The organism is Clostridium sp. FP2, from assembly GCF_011065955.2.
Taxonomy (GTDB): domain Bacteria; phylum Bacillota; class Clostridia; order Clostridiales; family Clostridiaceae; genus Clostridium_AD; species Clostridium_AD tagluense.
In genome coordinates this window covers 3473536-3493716 of record NZ_JAAMNI020000001.1, presented here as the reverse complement: position 1 = coordinate 3493716, position 20181 = coordinate 3473536, and the positions used below count along the sequence as shown (strand labels likewise).

General features: G+C 31.1%; 20 protein-coding genes. 19 read left to right on the top strand and 1 reads right to left on the bottom strand.

Going from position 1 to position 20181, the window contains the following annotated elements; genetic code table 11:
• Positions 1 to 206 precede the first annotated feature (206 nt).
• A complete protein-coding gene (locus G9F71_RS16805; RefSeq protein WP_164950843.1) occupies positions 207 to 2501 on the top strand; it encodes an AAA family ATPase in 2295 nt (764 codons plus the stop codon).
• A 59-nt stretch (positions 2502 to 2560) separates the two neighbouring features.
• Here G9F71_RS16805 and ychF read toward each other — a convergent pair whose 3' ends face one another.
• Positions 2561 to 3658, bottom strand: a complete 1098-nt coding sequence (gene ychF / locus G9F71_RS16800; RefSeq protein ID WP_164950844.1) for a redox-regulated ATPase YchF — start codon at positions 3656 to 3658, stop codon at positions 2561 to 2563.
• Positions 3659 to 3967: 309 nt separating this feature from the next.
• On the opposite strand from ychF, the gene mraZ reads away from it, so the two are divergent.
• The 18 genes from mraZ (at position 3968) to G9F71_RS16710 (ending at position 20179) form a co-directional block, all read left to right on the top strand.
• Positions 3968 to 4396: a division/cell wall cluster transcriptional repressor MraZ gene (gene mraZ / locus G9F71_RS16795; RefSeq protein ID WP_124997912.1), complete on the top strand. Its 429-nt coding sequence runs from the start codon at positions 3968 to 3970 to the stop codon at positions 4394 to 4396.
• Positions 4397 to 4427: 31 nt separating this feature from the next.
• Positions 4428 to 5360 carry a 16S rRNA (cytosine(1402)-N(4))-methyltransferase RsmH gene (rsmH, locus tag G9F71_RS16790; protein WP_164950845.1) on the top strand — a complete coding sequence of 311 codons (933 nt, stop codon included), beginning with the start codon at positions 4428 to 4430 and terminating at the stop codon, positions 5358 to 5360.
• A gap of 27 nt (positions 5361 to 5387) precedes the next feature.
• A complete protein-coding gene (locus G9F71_RS16785) occupies positions 5388 to 5897 on the top strand; it encodes a hypothetical protein (RefSeq protein WP_164950846.1) in 510 nt (169 codons plus the stop codon).
• Positions 5898 to 5973: 76 nt separating this feature from the next.
• Entirely contained in the window at positions 5974 to 8169 is a 2196-nt protein-coding gene (locus tag G9F71_RS16780) for a stage V sporulation protein D (RefSeq protein ID WP_164950847.1), read from the top strand.
• 286 nt (positions 8170 to 8455) lie between these two features.
• Entirely contained in the window at positions 8456 to 9901 is a 1446-nt protein-coding gene (locus tag G9F71_RS16775; RefSeq protein ID WP_164950848.1) for a UDP-N-acetylmuramoyl-L-alanyl-D-glutamate--2,6-diaminopimelate ligase, read from the top strand.
• The gene (locus tag G9F71_RS16770; protein ID WP_164950849.1) at positions 9902 to 11335 is read left to right on the top strand and encodes a UDP-N-acetylmuramoyl-tripeptide--D-alanyl-D-alanine ligase; all 1434 of its coding nucleotides are present in this window, start codon (positions 9902 to 9904) and stop codon (positions 11333 to 11335) included.
• A complete protein-coding gene (gene mraY, locus G9F71_RS16765; protein WP_164944306.1) occupies positions 11332 to 12285 on the top strand; it encodes a phospho-N-acetylmuramoyl-pentapeptide-transferase in 954 nt (317 codons plus the stop codon). The genes G9F71_RS16770 and mraY overlap by 4 nt, the downstream gene beginning before the upstream one ends.
• 147 nt (positions 12286 to 12432) lie before the next feature.
• Complete coding sequence (spoVE, locus tag G9F71_RS16760; RefSeq protein WP_164950850.1) at positions 12433 to 13539, top strand: stage V sporulation protein E; 1107 nt, start codon at positions 12433 to 12435, stop codon at positions 13537 to 13539.
• A gap of 251 nt (positions 13540 to 13790) precedes the next feature.
• Complete coding sequence (locus tag G9F71_RS16755; protein ID WP_164950851.1) at positions 13791 to 14597, top strand: cell division protein FtsQ/DivIB; 807 nt, start codon at positions 13791 to 13793, stop codon at positions 14595 to 14597.
• A 46-nt stretch (positions 14598 to 14643) separates the two neighbouring features.
• Positions 14644 to 15363, top strand: coding sequence for a DUF881 domain-containing protein (locus tag G9F71_RS16750; RefSeq protein WP_164950852.1), 720 nt, complete (start codon positions 14644 to 14646; stop codon positions 15361 to 15363).
• A 10-nt stretch (positions 15364 to 15373) separates the two neighbouring features.
• Positions 15374 to 15715, top strand: coding sequence for a small basic family protein (locus G9F71_RS16745; RefSeq protein WP_164950853.1), 342 nt, complete (start codon positions 15374 to 15376; stop codon positions 15713 to 15715).
• A gap of 9 nt (positions 15716 to 15724) precedes the next feature.
• Entirely contained in the window at positions 15725 to 16438 is a 714-nt protein-coding gene (locus G9F71_RS16740) for a DUF881 domain-containing protein (protein WP_164950854.1), read from the top strand.
• 99 nt (positions 16439 to 16537) lie between these two features.
• Positions 16538 to 17209 (top strand): YggS family pyridoxal phosphate-dependent enzyme, encoded by a 672-nt coding sequence (locus tag G9F71_RS16735; protein WP_164950855.1) that lies wholly within the window; start codon positions 16538 to 16540, stop codon positions 17207 to 17209.
• 2 nt (positions 17210 to 17211) lie between these two features.
• On the top strand, positions 17212 to 17661 hold the full coding sequence (locus G9F71_RS16730) for a cell division protein SepF (RefSeq protein ID WP_124997885.1): 450 nt from the start codon (positions 17212 to 17214) through the stop codon (positions 17659 to 17661).
• Positions 17662 to 17688: 27 nt separating this feature from the next.
• Positions 17689 to 17946 (top strand): YggT family protein, encoded by a 258-nt coding sequence (locus G9F71_RS16725; RefSeq protein ID WP_164950856.1) that lies wholly within the window; start codon positions 17689 to 17691, stop codon positions 17944 to 17946.
• 17 nt (positions 17947 to 17963) lie between these two features.
• Positions 17964 to 18737, top strand: coding sequence for an RNA-binding protein (locus G9F71_RS16720; protein ID WP_164950857.1), 774 nt, complete (start codon positions 17964 to 17966; stop codon positions 18735 to 18737).
• Between the two features lie 16 nt (positions 18738 to 18753).
• Positions 18754 to 19365: a DivIVA domain-containing protein gene (locus G9F71_RS16715; protein WP_164950858.1), complete on the top strand. Its 612-nt coding sequence runs from the start codon at positions 18754 to 18756 to the stop codon at positions 19363 to 19365.
• Positions 19366 to 19486: 121 nt separating this feature from the next.
• Positions 19487 to 20179, top strand: coding sequence for a 5'-methylthioadenosine/adenosylhomocysteine nucleosidase (locus G9F71_RS16710; RefSeq protein ID WP_164950859.1), 693 nt, complete (start codon positions 19487 to 19489; stop codon positions 20177 to 20179).
• Positions 20180 to 20181: the final 2 nt, after the last annotated feature.

Sequence of the window (20181 nt, the reverse complement as noted above, 5' to 3'; positions counted from 1 at the left end):
AAAGTCAATAACTTATTATATCTTATGTTGTAATTTAACTCAAGTATTAATAAAAGTCTATTTTTAATTTCATGATTCAAATTTCCTTAGAAAAAAATATATATTCATAATTGTAAAAAATATTATTATTTCTTAATGATAATATTTGTTCCTAAATTAGTAAATTAAGAATATTAATATAATAAAGGATTGAAAGGAGGAGGAATATGAACAGGGAATTAACTCCAAAGGACATTATTTATGAATTTGATATTGAAGATATAAACGCAGGCGAACCCTTAGATTCATTGCCACAGTATTTTGATGTAATAGAAGATATTAAAACTGCTCTGAGTATAGATAAAGAGGGCTTTAATGTTTATTTAATAGACGATTTTTCAAAAGAGGCTCTTAAAGATATTATGAAATATGTAAATAAAATTTTCGAAAATAAGCCAAAACCAAAAGATATTTGTTATGTATTATATGAAGATGAAAAATTTCCTAAAGCGATTTCTGTAAGTAATGGGGGTGCTAATAGGCTAAAAGACACTCTTGAGGATCTACAGAATGAGTATTTAGAGTGCACGTTTAAGTTTTACAACAATTCTACAGATAAAGAAAAGGAAGAAATTCAGGAAAATATTCAAAAGAAAAGAAATGAACTAATTTCTAAACTAATAGATGCAGCTAAAGATAAAGGCTTCGATATAAAATCTGCTAATAATGGATTTACATTCATTCCTTTAAGTAGCGGGAAAGAAATGACTGAAAATGAATATGATATATTAGATAGTGAAAAAAAAGAAGGAATTTTAGAGACCGTGCGTATTTTAAAAGATAAAGCTAGGGAAACATTAGAGGAGTTAAAAGATATTGAAGCAAGGGATATAGATAAACTAAAACAAATAATGGAAGCATATTATAAAAATGAAATGAATGATTTAAAAAAAGAATATGAAAATAGATTCATTGAAGATGAAGTTGTTCAAAATTATTTTCATATGGTAGAAAGTAACATTGAAAAAAAACTTATAGATAACTATTCACTAAGCTTTGATGAGGATGAGGAAAAAATAAATGAAATTATATTTAAATATGCTGTAAATGTAATGGTAGATAATAGTGAGAAGGTCGTTCCACCAGTAATATTTGAACAAGATCCTAATTTAACAAACTTACTTGGAAATATAGAATATGAAAATCATAATGGGGCTTATTCTACGAATATAGAACTTATAAAAAGTGGTAGTATGTTAAAAGCAAATGAAGGGTGTTTAGTGATTAGAGCAAACACATTGTTAAGTAATCCTTCAGCTTACTATTATTTAAAAAAGTCATTGCAAGCAGAGAAAGTGGATGTGACTTACAACAGAAGTTATTATGACATGGTCTCATTAAGTACAATAAAACCAGAGCCCATAGCAATTAAAGAAAAGGTAATTCTTATTGGAGATTATGAAACTTACGACTTGCTTTATAATTATGATGAAGACTTTAGAAAAATTTTCACTATAAAAGCAGAATGTAGTCCGCTTCAGGATATAGATAATGACTTAAAGAGCTCTTTAATATTTGAAATAAATAATATTTGTAGTGAAAATAATTTTAAAATTCTTACGGGTGGCGCTGTAAGAGAAGTGGCAAAGGTCTTATCTCGAAAGGCTCAGAGTAGAAAAAAAATATACTATGATAAATATGAAATAAGTAAGTTAATAACATTATCAAACAATAGGGTGTGCGAAGAAAATAGGCAAGAAATTAGTGCAGAAGATATAATCCACATAGCATACAGGCAAGACATTATGGAAAAGGAGATTTTAAATAACTATACTGAAAAGAAAATGCTCATTGACGTTAAAAATAGTAGAATCGGACAAGTGAATGGATTATCGGTAATTGATACTGGATATTTAAGTTTTGGTAAGCCAATAAAGATTACATGCCGTTGCTATAAGGGAGAAGGAAATATTGTAGACGTTCAAAAGGATAGTAATCTAAGTGGAAATATCCATAGTAAATCCATTAATATTCTAAAGGGATATATAAGTGCTATTAATGGGGGACTCACTAAACTACCAGTGGACTTTCACCTAAGTTTTGAACAAATTTACGGGAAAGTGGATGGAGATAGCGCGTCTGTGGCAGAAATAGTATGTATGCTATCAGCCCTAAGTAAGATACCTGTAAAACAAAATATTGCAGTCACAGGCTCTGTAAATCAATTTGGGGATGTTCAACCTATAGGTGGAGTAAACGATAAAATAGAGGGTTTTTTTGGAGTTTGCAAGGCAATAGATACAATAGTGGGCAAAGGCGTAATGATACCAATGTCTAATGCAGATGATTTGGTTTTAAGTGCAGAAGTGGAGAGAGAAATTAAGAATGGAAACTTTCATATATACACTATGACTTCTATAGAAGATGCTATGGAGGTTCTAATGGGAACTTCTGATACGGATGTCCAAGGTATAATGGCAGCTATAAACAAAGAGTTAAAAAAATATAATAGCAAAAGATGATGATTTAATGCTATTAAAAAAACAGGACTGATATATTTTAAATATACAAGTCCTGTTTTTTATACGTTAAATCTAAAATTAACTACATCGCCATCTTGCATAATATATTCTTTTCCTTCAAGTCTAAAGAGTCCTTTTTCCTTAGCAGCGGCTTCAGAGCCACATTCAACTAATTTGTCAAAGGAAACTATTTCTGCTCTTATAAATCCTCTTTCAATATCTGAATGGATTTTTCCGGCTGCCGCAGGAGCTTTAGTTCCATTGTTTATAGTCCATGCTCTTATTTCTTGAGGACCTGCAGTTAGATAGCTCATTAACCCGAGCAACTTATAACTTGCGTGAATAAGTTTATCTAGTCCTGATTCATCAAGACCATATTCATTTAGAAGTTCTATTTTTTCATCATCCTCTAGAGTGGAAAGTTCTTCTTCAAGCCTTGCGCAAACTATAATTACTTCTGAATTCTCATTACTAGCAAATTCTTTAACTTTTTTAACCATATCATTATCTAGATTACCGGACACTAAATCATCTTCACTAATGTTTGCTGCATATAATACCGGTTTTGAAGTAATTAGGAAAAGGCTGTTTACAAAAATAGATTCTTCCTCAGTAAATATAAGTGTTCTTACTGGAAGGTTTGCTTCAAGGTGGTTTTTTACTCTTTCCATAAGCTCATATTCTGTTTTTGCTGTTTTGTCACCAGAACGAACTAGTTTTACTGATTTTTCCATTCTTCGCTCCAGTACGTCAAGATCAGAAAAAATAAGTTCTAAATTAATAGTATCTATATCACGTAGCGGGTCAACGCTTCCATCTACGTGAATGATATTGTCATCTTTAAAGCATCTTACCACATGAACTATAGATTCCACTTCTCTGATGTGAGATAAAAACTTATTACCTAGACCTTCTCCTTTGCTGGCTCCTTTTACAAGACCTGCTATATCATAAAATTCAATTGCGGTATGAATTACCTTCTTACTATTATAAAGAGCTTTTAGCACATCTAGTCTTTTGTCACGAACACTAACAACTCCTACATTTGGTTCTATAGTACAAAATGGGTAATTAGCAGATTCTGCTCCTGCTTTTGTTATTGCATTAAATAATGTGCTCTTCCCTACATTTGGTAAACCTACAATTCCTAGCTTCATATATATGTACATTCCTTTCTTACTTTTAAATTATTAACACCTTATTAATTATACTCTAGATTTGTTTGCATATCAAGAAAGTAAATCTAGGTGTAGGGTTTTAACTAAAACCTATAGGAGATTAATATTGTATTTTTAGTAAATATATCCTAGTAAAACGAAAAATAATTTTAATTAATATTAAAAATTGATAATAACTCCTTAAAATAAGAAGGAATTTTCGCTTTTCTATAGAATAATAATAAAAAGTGGTTTAGAATGGATTAAAGTGGGTTAAAGTGGGTTAAATTTATAAGCTGGGGGAATAAAATGTTTATTGGTGAATATCAACATGCCATTGATGCTAAAAACAGAATAATTATTCCCACTAAATTTAGAGAGGGATTAGGAAATGAATTCATTTTAACTAAGGGTCTAGATGGTTGTTTATACATTTATACATTGCCAGAATGGACGATAATGGAAGAAAAATTAAAGAAACTTCCATTAACTAGCAAGGATGCAAGAGCTTTTGTGAGATTTTTCTTCTCGGGTGCTAATGAAATAACAATTGATAAGCAAGGAAGAGCTTTAATACCACAAAATTTATGTGAATATGCTGGCTTGCAAAAGGAAATAGTAAGCATAGGAGTATCAACTAGGATAGAAATATGGGCTAAAAATAAGTGGGATGAATATAATGACTCAGATATGAATTTTGATGAGATAGCAGAAAAAATGATGGAACTCGGAATATAAATTAAAATAGGTATAAAAAAGGAGATAAATTATGGAATTTAAGCATTTGCCAGTTTTATTAAATGAGTGCCTCGATGCACTAGATATTAAAGAGGATGGAATTTATGTTGATTGTACATTAGGTGGCGGGGGGCATTCCGTAGAAATTTTAAAAAGATTATCGCCCCAGGGAAGATTAATTGGAATTGATCAAGATAAGGACGCATTAAGGGCAGCCGCGGAAAACCTTAAAGAATATAATAATGTTACATATGTGCATAATAATTTTTACAATATTGAAGAAATACTTCAAAAACTGGAAATAGAAAAAGTGGATGGTATTCTCATGGATTTAGGGGTGTCTTCTTTTCAATTAGATAGTGCAGAACGTGGATTTAGCTACATGAAAGATGCAAGGCTTGATATGAGAATGGATAGAAGCCAAGGAATATCTGCCTATGATGTGGTGAATAATTACAGCGAGGAAGAAATAGGAGAAGTTTTAAGAAATTATGGAGAAGAAAAATTTTCAAAAAGAATAGCTAATTTTATAATAGATAGAAGAGTCGAAAAACCTATTGAGACTACTTTGGAACTAGTGAATGTTATAGATGCAGCTATTCCAGCCAAGTATAAGAGAGAAGGCGGACATCCGGCTAAGAGAACATTTCAGGGCATAAGAATTGAAGTTAATGGGGAACTAAAAATATTAAGTAAGGCAGTGCAAGATGGAGTACAGAGACTAAATCACGGTGGAAGAATGGCAATTATTACATTCCAATCACTTGAAGATAGAATTATTAAAAATGAATTTAAAGACTTAAATGACCCTTGTAAGTGCCCAAAAGAGTTACCTATGTGTGTGTGTGGTAAAACACCAATTGTAAAACTTATAAGTAGAAAACCTATAGTTGCAACTGAGGAAGAATTAGAAATTAACAAAAGAAGCAGAAGTGCAAAATTAAGAGTGGCCCAAAAAAATTAGTTCTAATTTAGAGATGGGGTGAATAAAGTGATAGTAGAAAAAAACAAGTTTAGAATGGATGGGAATACTGTATTATCACCAGATCATGAGACTGGAAAACGAAAATATGAGGAGACACGAAAAAAGAAGTATGAGGATTTAGAAAAATCAAGGCAACAGACAAACCAAAGTAAAAGACTAAAGGATATAAAAAATAAAAAAAATATTCTTACAAATATTCTTTTAGGTTTTGTTATCGGAGTTGTTATTATTGCTAGGTATTGTATGATTTATAATTATCAAGATACAACCTCTAAAACCAAATCTCAAATAGAAACATTAAGTAGAGAAAATGATGCTTATAAAGTACAACTAATCAAGTTTAGGAATATAAGTTATATTGAGAAAACAGCTACAGAGAAACTTCATATGGTGAAACCACGGATTAGCGATGTACAATACTGTAATTTGAGCAAAAACAATTTAGTAGAAGAGAAAAAAACAGAAGTTAAAGTAAGTAACGAAATAGTAAATAAAATAAAAAATTTCATATTTTAGGGTAGCAATTATTATTTTTGCATTTTTATTTTCACAGATATTAGTATTTCGCAGATATTAGTAAGGAGGAACCACATTGCCAAAAGGAGAGTATAGGGACAAGGTATTAGTTAAACGTAGAATGTTGGTTGTCTTTTTCATACTTTTTCTTTTGTTTTTGCTATTAGTTAGTAGGTTAAGCTACGTAATGATAGTTAAGGGAAAGGATTACAAAGAAAGAGCCATATTACAGTGGACAAGTGACGTTCGTATTGCACCACAACGAGGACGAATTTTAGACAGAAATGAAAATGAATTAGCTATAAGTGCAAATGTTTTTAGAGTAGACTTAGATCTTAATTCATTAAGAGATACTACAAAGAAAAACAAATTAACTATGGAGGGTATTGCACCAGAACTGGCTAAAATACTTGGAATGGAATCTAAGGATGTTTTATCTATTTTAACTCAGAAAAATTCAAAGGGGAAATTTGTTGGATCAGCCATTTTGAAGAGAAGAATAGATAAGGATATAGCCGATAAAATTGTTGATTTTTCGGCAAGTAAAAAGCTCCGAGGAATTGTAATTACTGGAGATACAAAAAGATACTATCCCAATAATAATTTTTTAGCAAACGTTCTAGGACATACTAATTCTGACGGTAATGGATTAACAGGCGTTGAACTGTATTATGATAAATATCTATCTGGCATACCTGGGATAAATCTTTCTGAAACTGATAGAAAAAGTGAGAATTTACCCTATAAAATATCAGATTATACAAAACCAGTAAATGGTAAAGATGTAGTGCTTACTATTGATGAGATGATTCAATATTTTTGTGAAAAAGCAGCGACGCAGGCTATGGTTGATAATAAGGCAAATGCTGTTACTATAATTGCAATGAATCCTAAAAATGGGGAAATATTGGGCATGGTCAATAAACCAGACTATAATCCAAATGACCCTTGGGATCTTACTAAAAGTTTTGATGAAAATCAAAAGGCTTGGAGAAATAGAGCAGTAAGTGATACTTTTGAGCCAGGATCTATTTTTAAAGTAGTTACAGCTACAGCGGCCATGGAGGAGAAGGTAGTTAATGATACTGACAGATTTGTATGCAATGGTAGTAATGTAGTTAACGGTAAAGTGGTAAAGTGTTGGAAAACCACAGGACATGGGTCTCAAAGTTTCGTAGATATTTTAAAAAACTCTTGCAATGTTGGATTTATGGAACTAGGCAAACGACTGGGGCCAGAAAAACTAAATAAGTACATTTACTTGTTTGGATTTGGCAAAAAAACTGCTATTGATTTAAATGGAGAAGCGCTAGGAATAATTAGAAAGACTAAAGATATGACCCCTCTTGACGTAGCAGTAACATCCTTTGGTCAAGGTAATACACTATCTTGTGTCCAGTATTTAACGGCTTTTAACGCTATTGCAAATGGTGGAAAACTTATAACTCCTCATGTTATGAAAGAGATAGCAGCTTATGATGATTTAAAGAATAAAAAAATTATACAAGCATATTCTAATTTTAATGAAAGAAAAATAATAGATGAGGCAGTGGCAAAGCAATTACGTGGTTACCTAGAACAGGTTATAGAAAATGGTGGTGGTAAGAAGGCCTATATTGCAGGATACCACATTGCTGGGAAGACAGGAACTGCTCAAAAGATTAATTCCACAGGGGTAGGTTATGCACCAGGAAAATATGTTGCCTCCTTTGCTGGAATGGCACCTGCCAGTGACCCACAAGTAACACTTTTGGTTTCAATTGATGAACCGGATCCATCCAACTATTATGGTGGGCAGATTGCAACAGTAGTTGCGAAACAAGCTTTTAATGATATATTTAATTACTTATCACTAAAATCCGATGCTTCTATTGAGGAAACTTCTAAAAGTTTACTTAGGGATATTATTGTGCCTGAGGTAAGAGGTCTTAAAAAAGCCGAGGCCGAGAAAATATTAAAAGAAAATAGTTTAAAACTAAAATTAGGAGCAGAGGGAGAAGTTATAACAGATATGACTCCAAAACCTGGATATACAGTTAAAGAAGGAACTGAAATCATTCTACACACGGATACAAAATTACAGTATAGTAATACAGTAATAGTTCCAAATATCAAAGGGAATAGCCCAGAAAAAGCTAGTGAAATGTTAAATAGTCTTGGGCTGAAAGTTGAATTTATTGGAGATGGAATAGTATCAGAACAAAGCATGGAGGGCTCTGAAGTGAAAAAGGGAACTACCATTACAGTACATTTAGATCTTATGGCTGACTAGCTAAGTATGCTGTATAATATATATAATAAGCAGGGAAATAAATAACAAGTCAGTATGGAGAACTTTGACTTGTTATTTATTTTCGTGTAACATAAAGATGATAAAAAAAGGTGGCACTCAGAATTTCTAAATTGACTGATTGCCATGTTGCGAGTTATAGTAATTTTTTTTATGAAATATACTTTAGATGTATACTATTTTCAAAAAAAGGTTAGTAATAATAAGAAAAGTATTTTTTGTAGGCATGCTATATGTGTAACAACATATTTAAGGGAGTGGTGGTAATATGAAACTTAAAAAAATTATGGAGAATATTAATTTGGACTTGATTAGTGGGAATATGGATATAGATATAAACAAAATTCAATATGATTCAAGAAAAATCAAAAGTGGAGATTTATTTTTCTGTATACAAGGGTATAAAGTTGATGGACATGAATATATACAAAATGCAATTAATAATGGAGCGGTTGCTATTGTATGTGAGAAGAATATAGAAAAGCAATCAAATTGCAGTGTAATTAAAGTAGGAGATAGCAGAAAGGCATTAGCCCTAAGTGCATCAAATTACTATGAGAAACCTAGTAGCAAGATGAAAATTATAGGAATCACAGGTACTAATGGAAAAACAACTTCAGCATTTATGCTTAAAGCTATTTTAGAGGAGCAAGGGTATAAAGTTGGACTTATTGGAACTATAGCAAATTTTATTGGAGGCGACAAAATTCATACTGAGAGAACTACTCCAGAATCACTAGAGTTACATGAACTTTTCAAAAAAATGGTGGAGTCACGTGTGGATTATTGTGTTATGGAGGTGTCTTCTCACTCTTTGACTTTAGATAGGGTATATGGAATAGAGTTTTGTGAAAGCATTTTCACAAATTTAACGCAAGATCATTTAGATTTTCATAAAACCTTCGAAAACTATTTCAATGCGAAACTAACATTATTTAAATATAGTAAAAACTCTATAATTAATATTGATGATTCTTATGGGGACAAAGCTTATAATTTAATTAAGAGTAGTAAATTGAGTTATGGATTAAATTCTAGTGCAGATATTAGGGCTAGTAATATAAAAATGAACTCAAGGGGAAGTAACTTCACTGTGCAATATAAAGACAGCTCTTTTGAAATACAATTAAATATACCCGGGAATTATAATATACATAATGCCCTTGGATGCATTGGAGTTTGTTTAAATGAGGGAATAGATATAGCTGCAATTAAACTAGGGCTAAAAAAAGTACAAGTGCTTGGGCGTTGTGAACTTGTTAAAAGTACACATAACTTGGGATTTGAAATAATTTTAGATTATGCACATACACCAGATGCACTAGAAAACATACTAAAAACCGTAAGAGAATTTACAAAAGGTAAACTTATATGTGTTTTTGGTTGCGGTGGAGATAGAGATAAAACCAAAAGAACTATAATGGGAAAAATCGGGACGCAGCTTTGTGATATTTCAATAATAACTTCTGATAATCCAAGAACTGAAGACCCGGTGCAAATAATTAATGATATAGCATCCGGCATTGAAAAAGATAATTTTGAAATTATAGTGGATAGAACTATGGCTATAAAAAGAGCAATTGAAATTGCAATGAAAGATGATGTAATTGTTATTGCAGGAAAAGGCCATGAGGACTATCAGGTTTTGAAAGATAAAACTATACATTTTGATGAGAGAGAAATTGTTTTAGATATAATAAAGGAGAGTTTTTAGATGGAGTATATTACACTAGACGAGATAATTTGCGCAACACGTGGGGAAATATTAGTTAAAGGCGAAAGTACCTTATATAACAATGTTTGCATGGATACAAGAGCCATAAAAGACAAGGATATTTTTATAGCCTTAAAAGGTGAAAATTTTAATGCTAATGATTTTACCTGCGAGGCTAGTAAAAAAGGAGCTTCAATTTGTATAATTGATGAAATGAAATTTGAAAAGACTGAGATTAATGGTAAAACTACCATAATTAAAGTAGGAGATACGAAAAAAGCATTAAGAGATCTTGCAAAATTTTATTTGAGTAAGTTAAATTTACAAGTAGTAGGAATTACAGGTTCTACAGGCAAAACATCTACAAAGGATTTGGTTGCAGCAGTGCTGTCCCAAAAATTCAAAGTTTTTAAAACCCTGGGCAATTTTAATAATGAAATAGGATTACCTATGATGATATTTAAGTTAGATAAAAGTTATGATATTGCAGTGCTAGAAATGGGCATGAGTGATTTTGGAGAGATTCATAACCTATGTGAGACTTCAAAACCTAATATTGGTATTATTACTAATATTGGAATGTCTCATCTTGAAAATCTTAAAACAAGAGAAAATATTTTAAAGGCTAAAATGGAGATAACAGATTTTTTTACAGAGGATAGTGTTTTAATTGTAAATTCAGATAATGATTTATTAGAAGACGTGATTTCATCAAACTATAAAACTATAAAAACAGGAATTGATTCTAGGGCAGATTTTAAAGCCTGTGATTTGAATATTTTTGAGCACAAAATAACATTTGCAGTAAAAGAGGCTGGGATTTTAGCAAAAGATATAATTGAGGTTAATGTACCTGGAAGACATAACGTGTTAAATTCCTTGCTAGCAGTAGCTTGCGGAAGGGTGCTTTGCATGAGCTATGATGAAATTGCTAATGGCTTTAAAAATTTAGAAGCCACCTCTATGCGTCTAGATATAACAAAGGGTGAAAAATTCACTATAATTAACGACTGCTATAATGCTAGTCCGGATTCAATGCTAGCTGCAATGGATGTACTTTGTAACGTTAGTGGGAAGTCTAAAATTGCCATACTAGGTACTATGAGAGAACTTGGGGATAATGCCTTTGATGCACATAAACAAGTTGGAGAGTATGCAAAAGTTAAAAATATTGATTTATTAATTACCTTAGGGGAATTTAATGAGGCATATAAACAAGGATTTAATGATATAAATAAATATAGGTGTTTTGAAACTTATGACGAGGTAATTTCTTTTCTAAAAGGAATTATCGCTCCAAATGATGTTGTTTTAGTTAAAGCTTCAAGATATATGAAGTTTGAGAGTATAGCTCGTGAACTCGTGAATCTTAATTCACTTGCGAATCTTAATGCGTTAGAGCATATAAATGCCAAAGAGGTGACTGGAAAATGAGTTTAATTATTTATGCAGTTCTAATTGCATTTTTTCTATCAATTATACAAGGTCCACTATTAATTCCAATGTTACATAAACTTAAGTTTGGTCAAAATATAAGGGAAGAAGGACCTAAAAGTCATCTTAAAAAAGCAGGTACACCTACTATGGGTGGTATTATATTTATGATTTCAACAATAATTACAATGTTAATCATTGTTAGACATACTAGCGATGAAGCTATGATTGCATTATATTGTTTTATAGCTTTTGGGTTAATTGGACTTATTGATGATGTTTTAAAAATAAAACATAAAAAAAATGAAGGACTTACATCAAGACAAAAGATGCTACTTTTACTTATAGTGGGAGGCGTGGTTGGATATTACTCTTCAATTAAAATAGGAACAGATATAATGATACCTTTTTTAAATAAAAGTGTAGATTTGGGTTATGGGTATGTGCCTTTTATTATTATTTATTTTGCAGCAACTACAAATGCAGTTAATTTAACAGATGGATTAGATGGCCTTTCTACTTCAGTTACAATAGTAGTTATGACATTCTTTGCATTAGTTAGTAATATGATGTTTCATTCTACTCTTGCAATATTTTGCGCTGCACTTGCAGGTGCATTATTAGGATTTTTAAAATTCAATTCTTATAAAGCACAAATTTTTATGGGAGATATGGGATCTCTGGCACTTGGTGGTGCAGTAGCTGCAGTTGGCATGATACTAAAATTGCCACTACTCGTTGCTATTGTAGGTGGCGTATATGTTCTAGAGGCTCTCTCAGTTATAATTCAAGTTTTAGTATTTAAATCTACAGGTAAGAGAGTATTTAAGATGTCTCCAATTCATCATCATTTTGAATTAAGTGGATGGCAGGAAACTAAAATTGTTGCAGTATTCTCCATTGTAACAGTAATTTTATGTATAGTTGGATTTCTATCCTTTACCTATTAGAGTTTAACGACATTTCAGAAGGAAAGTCTCCCACTTCTATAAGTGGGGTCACATACTACAACAAAAATAAAACTTCAGTGGGAGTCTAAATATCCTTCTGAAGTCGTTAATTTCAGCTCCTAGGAGATGATTTAAGGAGGATATATTATGAAAAAATCCAAGGTTAAAATGGGACAAATAGATTTTGTATTATTTGCTACCATAATGCTTCTTGTGGCTATAGGAGTAGTAATGGTGTATAGTGCCAGCTCATATTCAGCGGCTTTCAAATTAAATGATCCGGAATATTATCTGAAAAAGCAATTAATGTGGGCGATTATTGGCTTTGTTTTTATGGTTACAGCAGTTAAAATTGATTATCATATTATAAAAAAATATACTGGGATTATTATGATAATTACATTAGTACTATTGATTGTTGTACTTGCATGTCCACCCGTTAACGGTGCTAGGAGATGGATTCCATTAGGATTTGCAGGTCTTCAACCATCGGAAATTGCAAAATATGCTATAGTACTATATATGGCTAAAAGCTTAGATATAAAAGGCGAAAAAGTTAAAGAGTTCACTAAAGGTATAGTTCCATACCTATTAGTTTCGGGATTTTATGCAGCTATAATTTTGCTAGAGCCCAATTTAAGTATTGCATCTGTTATAATGATCGTTACTGTAATTATTTTATTTGCGGTAGGGGCAAGATTTGTACACATTTTTGCTATAGGGTCATCCTTAGTAGCTGCAGTTGGTGTTTTAGCAATTACTGCAGATTATAGATTGAAGAGACTTATGAATTTTAGAGACCCTTTTGCTGATAGTCAAGGTGAGGGATATCAATTAGTTCAATCACTACTTGCACTTGGATCAGGTGGAGTAACCGGTGCGGGGATTGGACAATCAAGACAAAAGTGCTTGTATATACCGGAACCCTGGACGGATTTTATTTTTCCAATAATTGGTGAAGAATTAGGTCTAATCGGATGCGCTTTTATAATTTTATTATTTGTAATACTTGTATGGCGTGGTATTAAAATAGCAGTTACGGCTAAAGATATGTACGGTACCATTTTAGCTATTGGAATTACATCTGTTATAGCTATTCAAGCAATTATTAATATAGCAGTAGTTACTGGGTCAATGCCGGTTACGGGTGTGCCACTGCCTTTTATAAGTTATGGTGGTTCATCCCTTCTTTTTAATATGATTGCCATGGGAATACTTTTAAATGTGTCAAGGCAAAGTACAAGCAAAAATTAAAAGGTAAGGCATGCACAAATGCATGCCTTTTATAGTGCTTACCAATATAAAATATTAATTTTTTAAAAATACTATAAAATACATTCAAATTGAGATGAAAATAATTAAATTAAGTGGTATTATATATAGATAAGTGAGTTATAAAGTTGATTAATATAAATTAAATACAGATGTAATCTACTGTCTATAAGTTTACAATTTAAAAGTGCAAATTTATAAAAAAATATGTATTATTGAATGTGAGGAAGTGAATGAACAAGAAAAGTAATAATCTTAAAAATGGGAATTATATTATAAAAAATAAAGAAAAATTATTATTTAAAAGAAAGCATAAAAAAAGAGTAAAACGTTTAGTGTGGTTATCAATAATTATGGTATGCATATTAATTACACTATGTTTTAAATTACCTTATTTTAATATTAAAACTATTGAAATCCTAGGAAATTCAAATGCTTCTAAAGTTGAAATTACCGAGGAGGCTCAAATTAAGCCCGGAAGTAATATTTTTTATGCAAGTTTTAAAGAGAGTAAAAAAAGAATTACTAAAAATCCTTATATATTAGGCGTAACCTTTAAAAAAGTTCTTCCAAACAAGATTACAATAAAAGTAGAGGAAAGAATAGCTGTATTTTATGGAAAAGTAAACAACGCTTATTACATTTTAGATAACAAAGGCATTTTGCTTGAAAAAAGATCCGATATTAAAGATAAGAACTTAGTTAATTTAGTTGGATTTAATTACGAAAAATGCAAAATCGGAGATTTAATTGTATCGGAAGATGATAGAAAAATCAATATTGCAAATGAAATAACAAATATCATTACTACCTATAGGAAAACCAATAGTGCCATTAAAATAACTATGGTAGATGTAAGCAATGTTTTAGATGTAAAGGCTTTTTCTGGAGAGATGTGTATTAAATTTGGAACATCAGATGATTTGAAAAACAAATTTAATAAGGCGATAAACATTATTTCGCAACCTGAATATAAGAGTGCCAAGGGATATGTGGATGTTAGTTTTGCTGGGAATCCAGTTATTTTTAGGAGCAAGTAGTAGAAAATAATAATTATCTCCCCAGAGAGTAGCAAGGAGGAAGTCAATGAAGAAGTTTAAATCCCAAATGTCTATTGGCGTAATATGTATATTACTAGGGTTTATGATAACTTACCAATTTAAAATGATAAGCAAACAAAATTTAACAGTAGATACTAATAAGAACACACCGGAAATTATAACTGAAAATGAGCAATTAAAAAAGAGTAAAGAAGCCATGCAGAAAAAAATTGATGAATTAGATACCAAAACAAAGGAATATGAAAATGCTGCTAAGGGAAGAGATGAGCAAAGTGGACTATTGTACAAAGAGCTGGAAGAGACAAGGATACTTACTGGAGGAACCGAAGTAGAAGGAGAGGGCATGCTAATATATATAACTCCTAAAAGTGATGTTTTTGGTAGTAACCCTGAAGCTCAGCTTATAAATGATACAGATTTAGTACATATAGTAAATGAATTAAATGCTGCAGGTGCTGAAGCAATTTCCATTAATGATATTAGACTTACTTCTCGTAGTGGGATAAGAAATGCAGGGAATGCAATTATTATAAATGATGAAAGAATTTCTTATAATAATAGAATTACTATTAAAGCAATTGGGAAAAAGGACATTTTAGAAGGTGGTATAAGTTTTGCGGGAGCAATTCCACTAACTCTCAGTCAGACCTGCGATATAACAATGGAAAAATCAAGCAAGGTTGTGATTCCTAAATATAATAAAGCATATAAATTTGATTTTGCTAAACCAATAGAAAAGAAGTAGAGGTGATGAAATGGTTGCTTTTGTAGGGTTATTAATAGGTATTATATTAGGGGTTGTATGGAATGTTGATATTCCAATTAAATTTTCTCCATATATTTCTGTAGCAATTTTTGCATGTTTAGATTCTGTTTTTGGGGCACTTAGAGGGTCAATCTCACATAATTTCAGAGCAGATATTTTTGTGTCAGGATTTTTCGGGAATTCAGCATTAGCTGTAGCTATGGTTTATCTAGGTGATAAATTGGGAATTCCAATTTATCTGGCTGCAGTTATTGTATTTGGAGGAAGGATATTTGATAACTTTGCAATTATTAGACGGCTTTTAATAGACAAAACCAAATCTCACTCGTGAGGTGATTAAATGAAAAATAATGAAGCTACTATATTTGTTTTTATTGCGTCAATAATAATAGGACTTCTTATAGCTATGAATATTGGATTTGAAGGGAAGCACAATTTTTTAGATGTAAAGCAATATGATTTAGCCTATAATGAGAGAAGTAAATTATATTCTGAACTAAACAATTTAAAGCAGCAATACTTTGATTCCACATCAAAGCTTAAAAAATATGATAGTGGCGATGTAAAAAAATATAAAGTTTTAGAAGAAATTCAAAATGAAGTTAATGAAAACAATATTATATTAGGAAAGAGTGATGTTAAGGGCACTGGGATTAAAATCACATTAGAGGATGGTATCAGTGATATTAATGAGTATAGTAATGCACAGTTAATTCATGACCGTGATATTGTGCAAGTGATAAATGACCTCAGAAGTGCAGGAGCAGAAGCAATTTCTGTTAATGGTCAAAGAATTGTCTATGATAATTATGCATTATGTAATGGCGCGCCTATTGATTTAAATGGAGTCAAGATAGTAGTCCCATTCTACATTGATGCCATAGGAAATGAAGATGTTTTATATAATTATATAACATTAGAGTCCACCCATATAAAAGAGTTAAAGTTTAGACAAGTTAAAATTAACATTGTTAAGTCAGATGATATAAAAATATTAGCATATACAGGTAAATATAAGTATTTATACATGGATGCTATAAATAAAAAAAAATAATGAAGGGATTTTTCTCTTCAATGAAGAAATAAACTAGAAATGGGAGATAACAATTAATAATTACGTTATACCATTAGAACCGCAGGGAGGCAAGGCGAGTTGGGAATTAGTGAAGCTTATAAGGACTTGAGGAATGAAATCCCAAAAGATGTAAAACTGATATGTGTATCTAAGACTAGACAAATCCATGAAATAAAAGAAGCATATGCAGCTGGAGCTAGAGATTTTGGTGAGAATAAAGCACAAGAATTAATGGAAAAACATGATAGCCTAGAACAAGACATTAAATGGCATTTTATAGGGCATTTACAGAGGAATAAGGTGAAATATATTGTTGGAAAAGTTCATCTTATTCATTCTTTAGATAGCATACGCTTATTGCAGGAAATTGAAAAGCAATACGGGGCTAAAGATGAAATTGCCAGCGTTTTAATTCAAGTTAATATAGGAAAAGAAGATGCTAAGACCGGCATAGCTGCTCTTGAAATTGATTCTCTAATACAAGCTTGTGAGAAGTGTAACAACATAAAAGTTAAAGGCCTAATGGCTACAATCCCAATTGGCAATGTAGAAGATTGCCGGATGTACTTTAACGAGATGAAAGGCATGTTTGATAATCTAAAAACTTTTAAATATAAAAATGTTTCCATGGAATTTTTATCTTTAGGTATGAGTGGAGATTTTGAAATTGCACTACAAGCAGGATCCAATATGATAAGGCTTGGTGAGAAAATATTTGGAAGAAGAGAGTATAAAAAACTGGAGGGATAACAATGGCAAGTAAAGTAATAAACAAGGTTATGGGTTTTTTAGGTATGGCAGAGGATGCAACGGATGAAATTGAAGAAATGGAGACTGAAGATGATGATAATATGGAGATTGAATCCTTGATGACTGCAAACAAAAAGCAAAGTAAAGTAGTCAATATTCATACTACAGCATCTACAAAAGTGGTTATTATTAAACCAGAAGATTTTGATGAAGCAACTACAATTAGTGATAACTTGAAGTCTAGAAAAATTGTTGTAGTTAATACTACAGGACTAGAAGCTAAAACTGGTCAAAGATTACTAGATTTTATTGGAGGGTCTTGTTTCTCTTTAGGTGGAGATCTTCAGCAAGTAGAAAAAGGAGTATATATATTATCCCCTTCTAATGTAGAGGTTGATAACGAATTAAAAAATGAGCTAAGTTCAAAAGGAATTTTTAATTGGAATAAATAATTAGAGAAATACTGGAGGTTATAAAATTTGTTTTATAGATTTTTTGAATTAATTTTTAATGCACTGCAGGGTGCAATATTTATCGAAGTGATTTTATCTTGGGTTTATAGGGGTACAAATCAATATGTAGAATTATTGCATAAGATTACAGGTCCTCTACTTGAGCCTGGTAGAAAAATTCAAGATAAATATTTTGGCAATACAATGGTAGATTTTTCGCCAATAATCGCACTTTTTATTTTGATGATGTTAAAATCAATAGTGCTTGGTTTATTGAGTTATTAAATTAAGGAATGAGTTAAATGGATAAGAACTATTTTTTAAATAGTATAAATCATGAAGATAAAAATTTGATTTCTAACATATTTAATAAAATGCAAATAGCGCAAAAAACAAATAAGATCATATTTACTAATGATTTTTTATCACCAATTGTATGGAATCAAATTTTAGTCCTATGTGAAAATTATAAAATAAAATCATTTGCAAATGGAATATTTGAAGAATCCGACAGAAGAATGCTAGCATTTTCATCCGAAGGCGTTCCTTTAACATATCCCATAAACTTATTAAAAATAAGTAATAACTCGAAGTTTAGAACCCTTCAGCATAAGGATTATTTAGGTGCAATAATGTCACTAGGAATTAAAAGAGAAAAATTAGGGGACTTAATAATTAGAGATAAAATATGCTATGTGCCAGTCTGTAGTGACATAAGTAGTTATATAATTAGTAATTTGAATGATATAGGCAATTGTCCATGTGAAGTTAATGAATACCCTTATACATCACAGGACCTTCCTCAGGGTCAATTCCAAGAGAAAATTATTATATCTACCTCACTTCGCCTTGATGGCATGGTATCAGCTATATGCAATGTTTCAAGAAATAATTCAGTGGGGCTTATATCCACGGGTAAAATATTAGTGAATTATTTTCAATGTTTAAAAAAAGATAAGATTATAAAGTGTAATGATACCATAACCATTAGAGGATACGGCAAGGTAGTGGTTGCAGAGATTATAGGGAGCACTCAAAAGGACCGTTTAAAAGTTGCAATAAAGCAGTATACATAATTAAGGGGGGGAAAAAATGAGATTGACATCCATGGACATTAATAATAAAGAGTTTAAAAAGGGTTTAAGAGGATACAATGCGGATGAAGTTGATGAGTTTTTAGATAAAGTATCTGAAGAATATGAAATTATGTACAAAGAAAATTCAAACCTAAGAGAAAAAAACAGTTTTTTAGAAGAAAAATTAGATCATCATGTTAAAATAGAATCTACAATTCAAAACACTTTGGTGCTGGCTCAAAATGCTGCGGAACAAGCAAAGTCTTCTGCTCAAAAGGAGTCGGAATTGATTATCAGAAGTGCAAATGATTCTTCTCAAAGAATGTTAGAGAAGGCTCATGATGATGTACTTAAGATAAATGATGAATACGATAGAACTAAGCAAGAATTTGCAAAGTTTAGAACGCAATTTAGGAATTTTATGAATTGTCAAGTTGAGATGTTTGATGGTTTAGAAAGTGATTATTTTAAGAGTTACAATGTGGGTAATGAAATTGAGGATAAAAAAATGGGTGAAAAAAATACTGAAACCTCAGAATATTCAAAATTAACATTAAAAAGCATTGATGAAAAAGATTTTCATAACAATGAGATGAAAGAAATAAAAAGTTTTTTTGCAAAAGATTAAAAACATAGAAATCTCACTCAATGGGTGAGATTTTTTATGTCGCAAATGTGATATAATACATTAGGTACTTTCAAATAAGTATTTGTTATCTGCATCATAGAGGATCAAGGAGGAATAAAAAATGAATATAGGTATTATTGGAGCAATGAGTGAAGAGGTTGAATTTTTACTTAGAGATATGGAGCTTGAAACAAGTGAGGTTAAGGCTAATATGAAATTTAGTCTTGGCACTATACATAATAAAAATGTAGTAATAGTTACTAGTGGTATTGGAAAAGTTAATGCTGCAGTTTGTGCTCAAATATTAATAGATGATTTTAAGGTGGATTATGTTATAAATGTTGGTATTGCAGGAGGAACTAAAAAAAATATATACCCTGGAGATGTTGTAATAGCGAATAATTTAGTACAACATGATATTGATACTTCTGCATTTGGTGATAGGATAGGACAAATTCCGAGACTGGATACTTTTGATTTCAAATGTGATAAAAAACTAATAGATCACGCAATAGAAGCTTGCAAGGATATAAGTGGTCATAATTATTTTGTGGGAAGAATTGTGTCAGGGGATCAATTTATTGCAAACATTGATAAAATAAAATGGCTTAATTCTGAGTTTGAATGTTTGGCTTGTGAAATGGAAGGTGCAAGTATAGCTCAAGTATGCTATTTAAATCAAATCCCATTTGTTGTTATTAGATCAATATCAGACAATGCAAATAATGGAGCTCATATGGAGTATGAAAAATTCAAGGATATTGCTGTGGAGAATTCCACAAAAATTTTAAATAATATGTTAAAACTAATTTAGGA

Coding starts and splice junctions, on each gene's coding strand:
- G9F71_RS16775 (WP_164950848.1), top strand. CDS start 8,456: ATGAAACTTAAAAAAATTATGGAGAATATTAATTTGGACTTGATTAGT.
- spoVE (WP_164950850.1), top strand. CDS start 12,433: ATGAAAAAATCCAAGGTTAAAATGGGACAAATAGATTTTGTATTATTT.
- G9F71_RS16750 (WP_164950852.1), top strand. CDS start 14,644: ATGAAGAAGTTTAAATCCCAAATGTCTATTGGCGTAATATGTATATTA.
- mraZ (WP_124997912.1), top strand. CDS start 3,968: ATGTTTATTGGTGAATATCAACATGCCATTGATGCTAAAAACAGAATA.
- ychF (WP_164950844.1), bottom strand. CDS start 3,658: ATGAAGCTAGGAATTGTAGGTTTACCAAATGTAGGGAAGAGCACATTA.
- G9F71_RS16715 (WP_164950858.1), top strand. CDS start 18,754: ATGAGATTGACATCCATGGACATTAATAATAAAGAGTTTAAAAAGGGT.
- G9F71_RS16770 (WP_164950849.1), top strand. CDS start 9,902: ATGGAGTATATTACACTAGACGAGATAATTTGCGCAACACGTGGGGAA.
- mraY (WP_164944306.1), top strand. CDS start 11,332: ATGAGTTTAATTATTTATGCAGTTCTAATTGCATTTTTTCTATCAATT.
- G9F71_RS16755 (WP_164950851.1), top strand. CDS start 13,791: ATGAACAAGAAAAGTAATAATCTTAAAAATGGGAATTATATTATAAAA.
- G9F71_RS16720 (WP_164950857.1), top strand. CDS start 17,964: ATGGATAAGAACTATTTTTTAAATAGTATAAATCATGAAGATAAAAAT.
- G9F71_RS16805 (WP_164950843.1), top strand. CDS start 207: ATGAACAGGGAATTAACTCCAAAGGACATTATTTATGAATTTGATATT.
- G9F71_RS16740 (WP_164950854.1), top strand. CDS start 15,725: ATGAAAAATAATGAAGCTACTATATTTGTTTTTATTGCGTCAATAATA.
- G9F71_RS16730 (WP_124997885.1), top strand. CDS start 17,212: ATGGCAAGTAAAGTAATAAACAAGGTTATGGGTTTTTTAGGTATGGCA.
- rsmH (WP_164950845.1), top strand. CDS start 4,428: ATGGAATTTAAGCATTTGCCAGTTTTATTAAATGAGTGCCTCGATGCA.
- G9F71_RS16710 (WP_164950859.1), top strand. CDS start 19,487: ATGAATATAGGTATTATTGGAGCAATGAGTGAAGAGGTTGAATTTTTA.
- G9F71_RS16745 (WP_164950853.1), top strand. CDS start 15,374: ATGGTTGCTTTTGTAGGGTTATTAATAGGTATTATATTAGGGGTTGTA.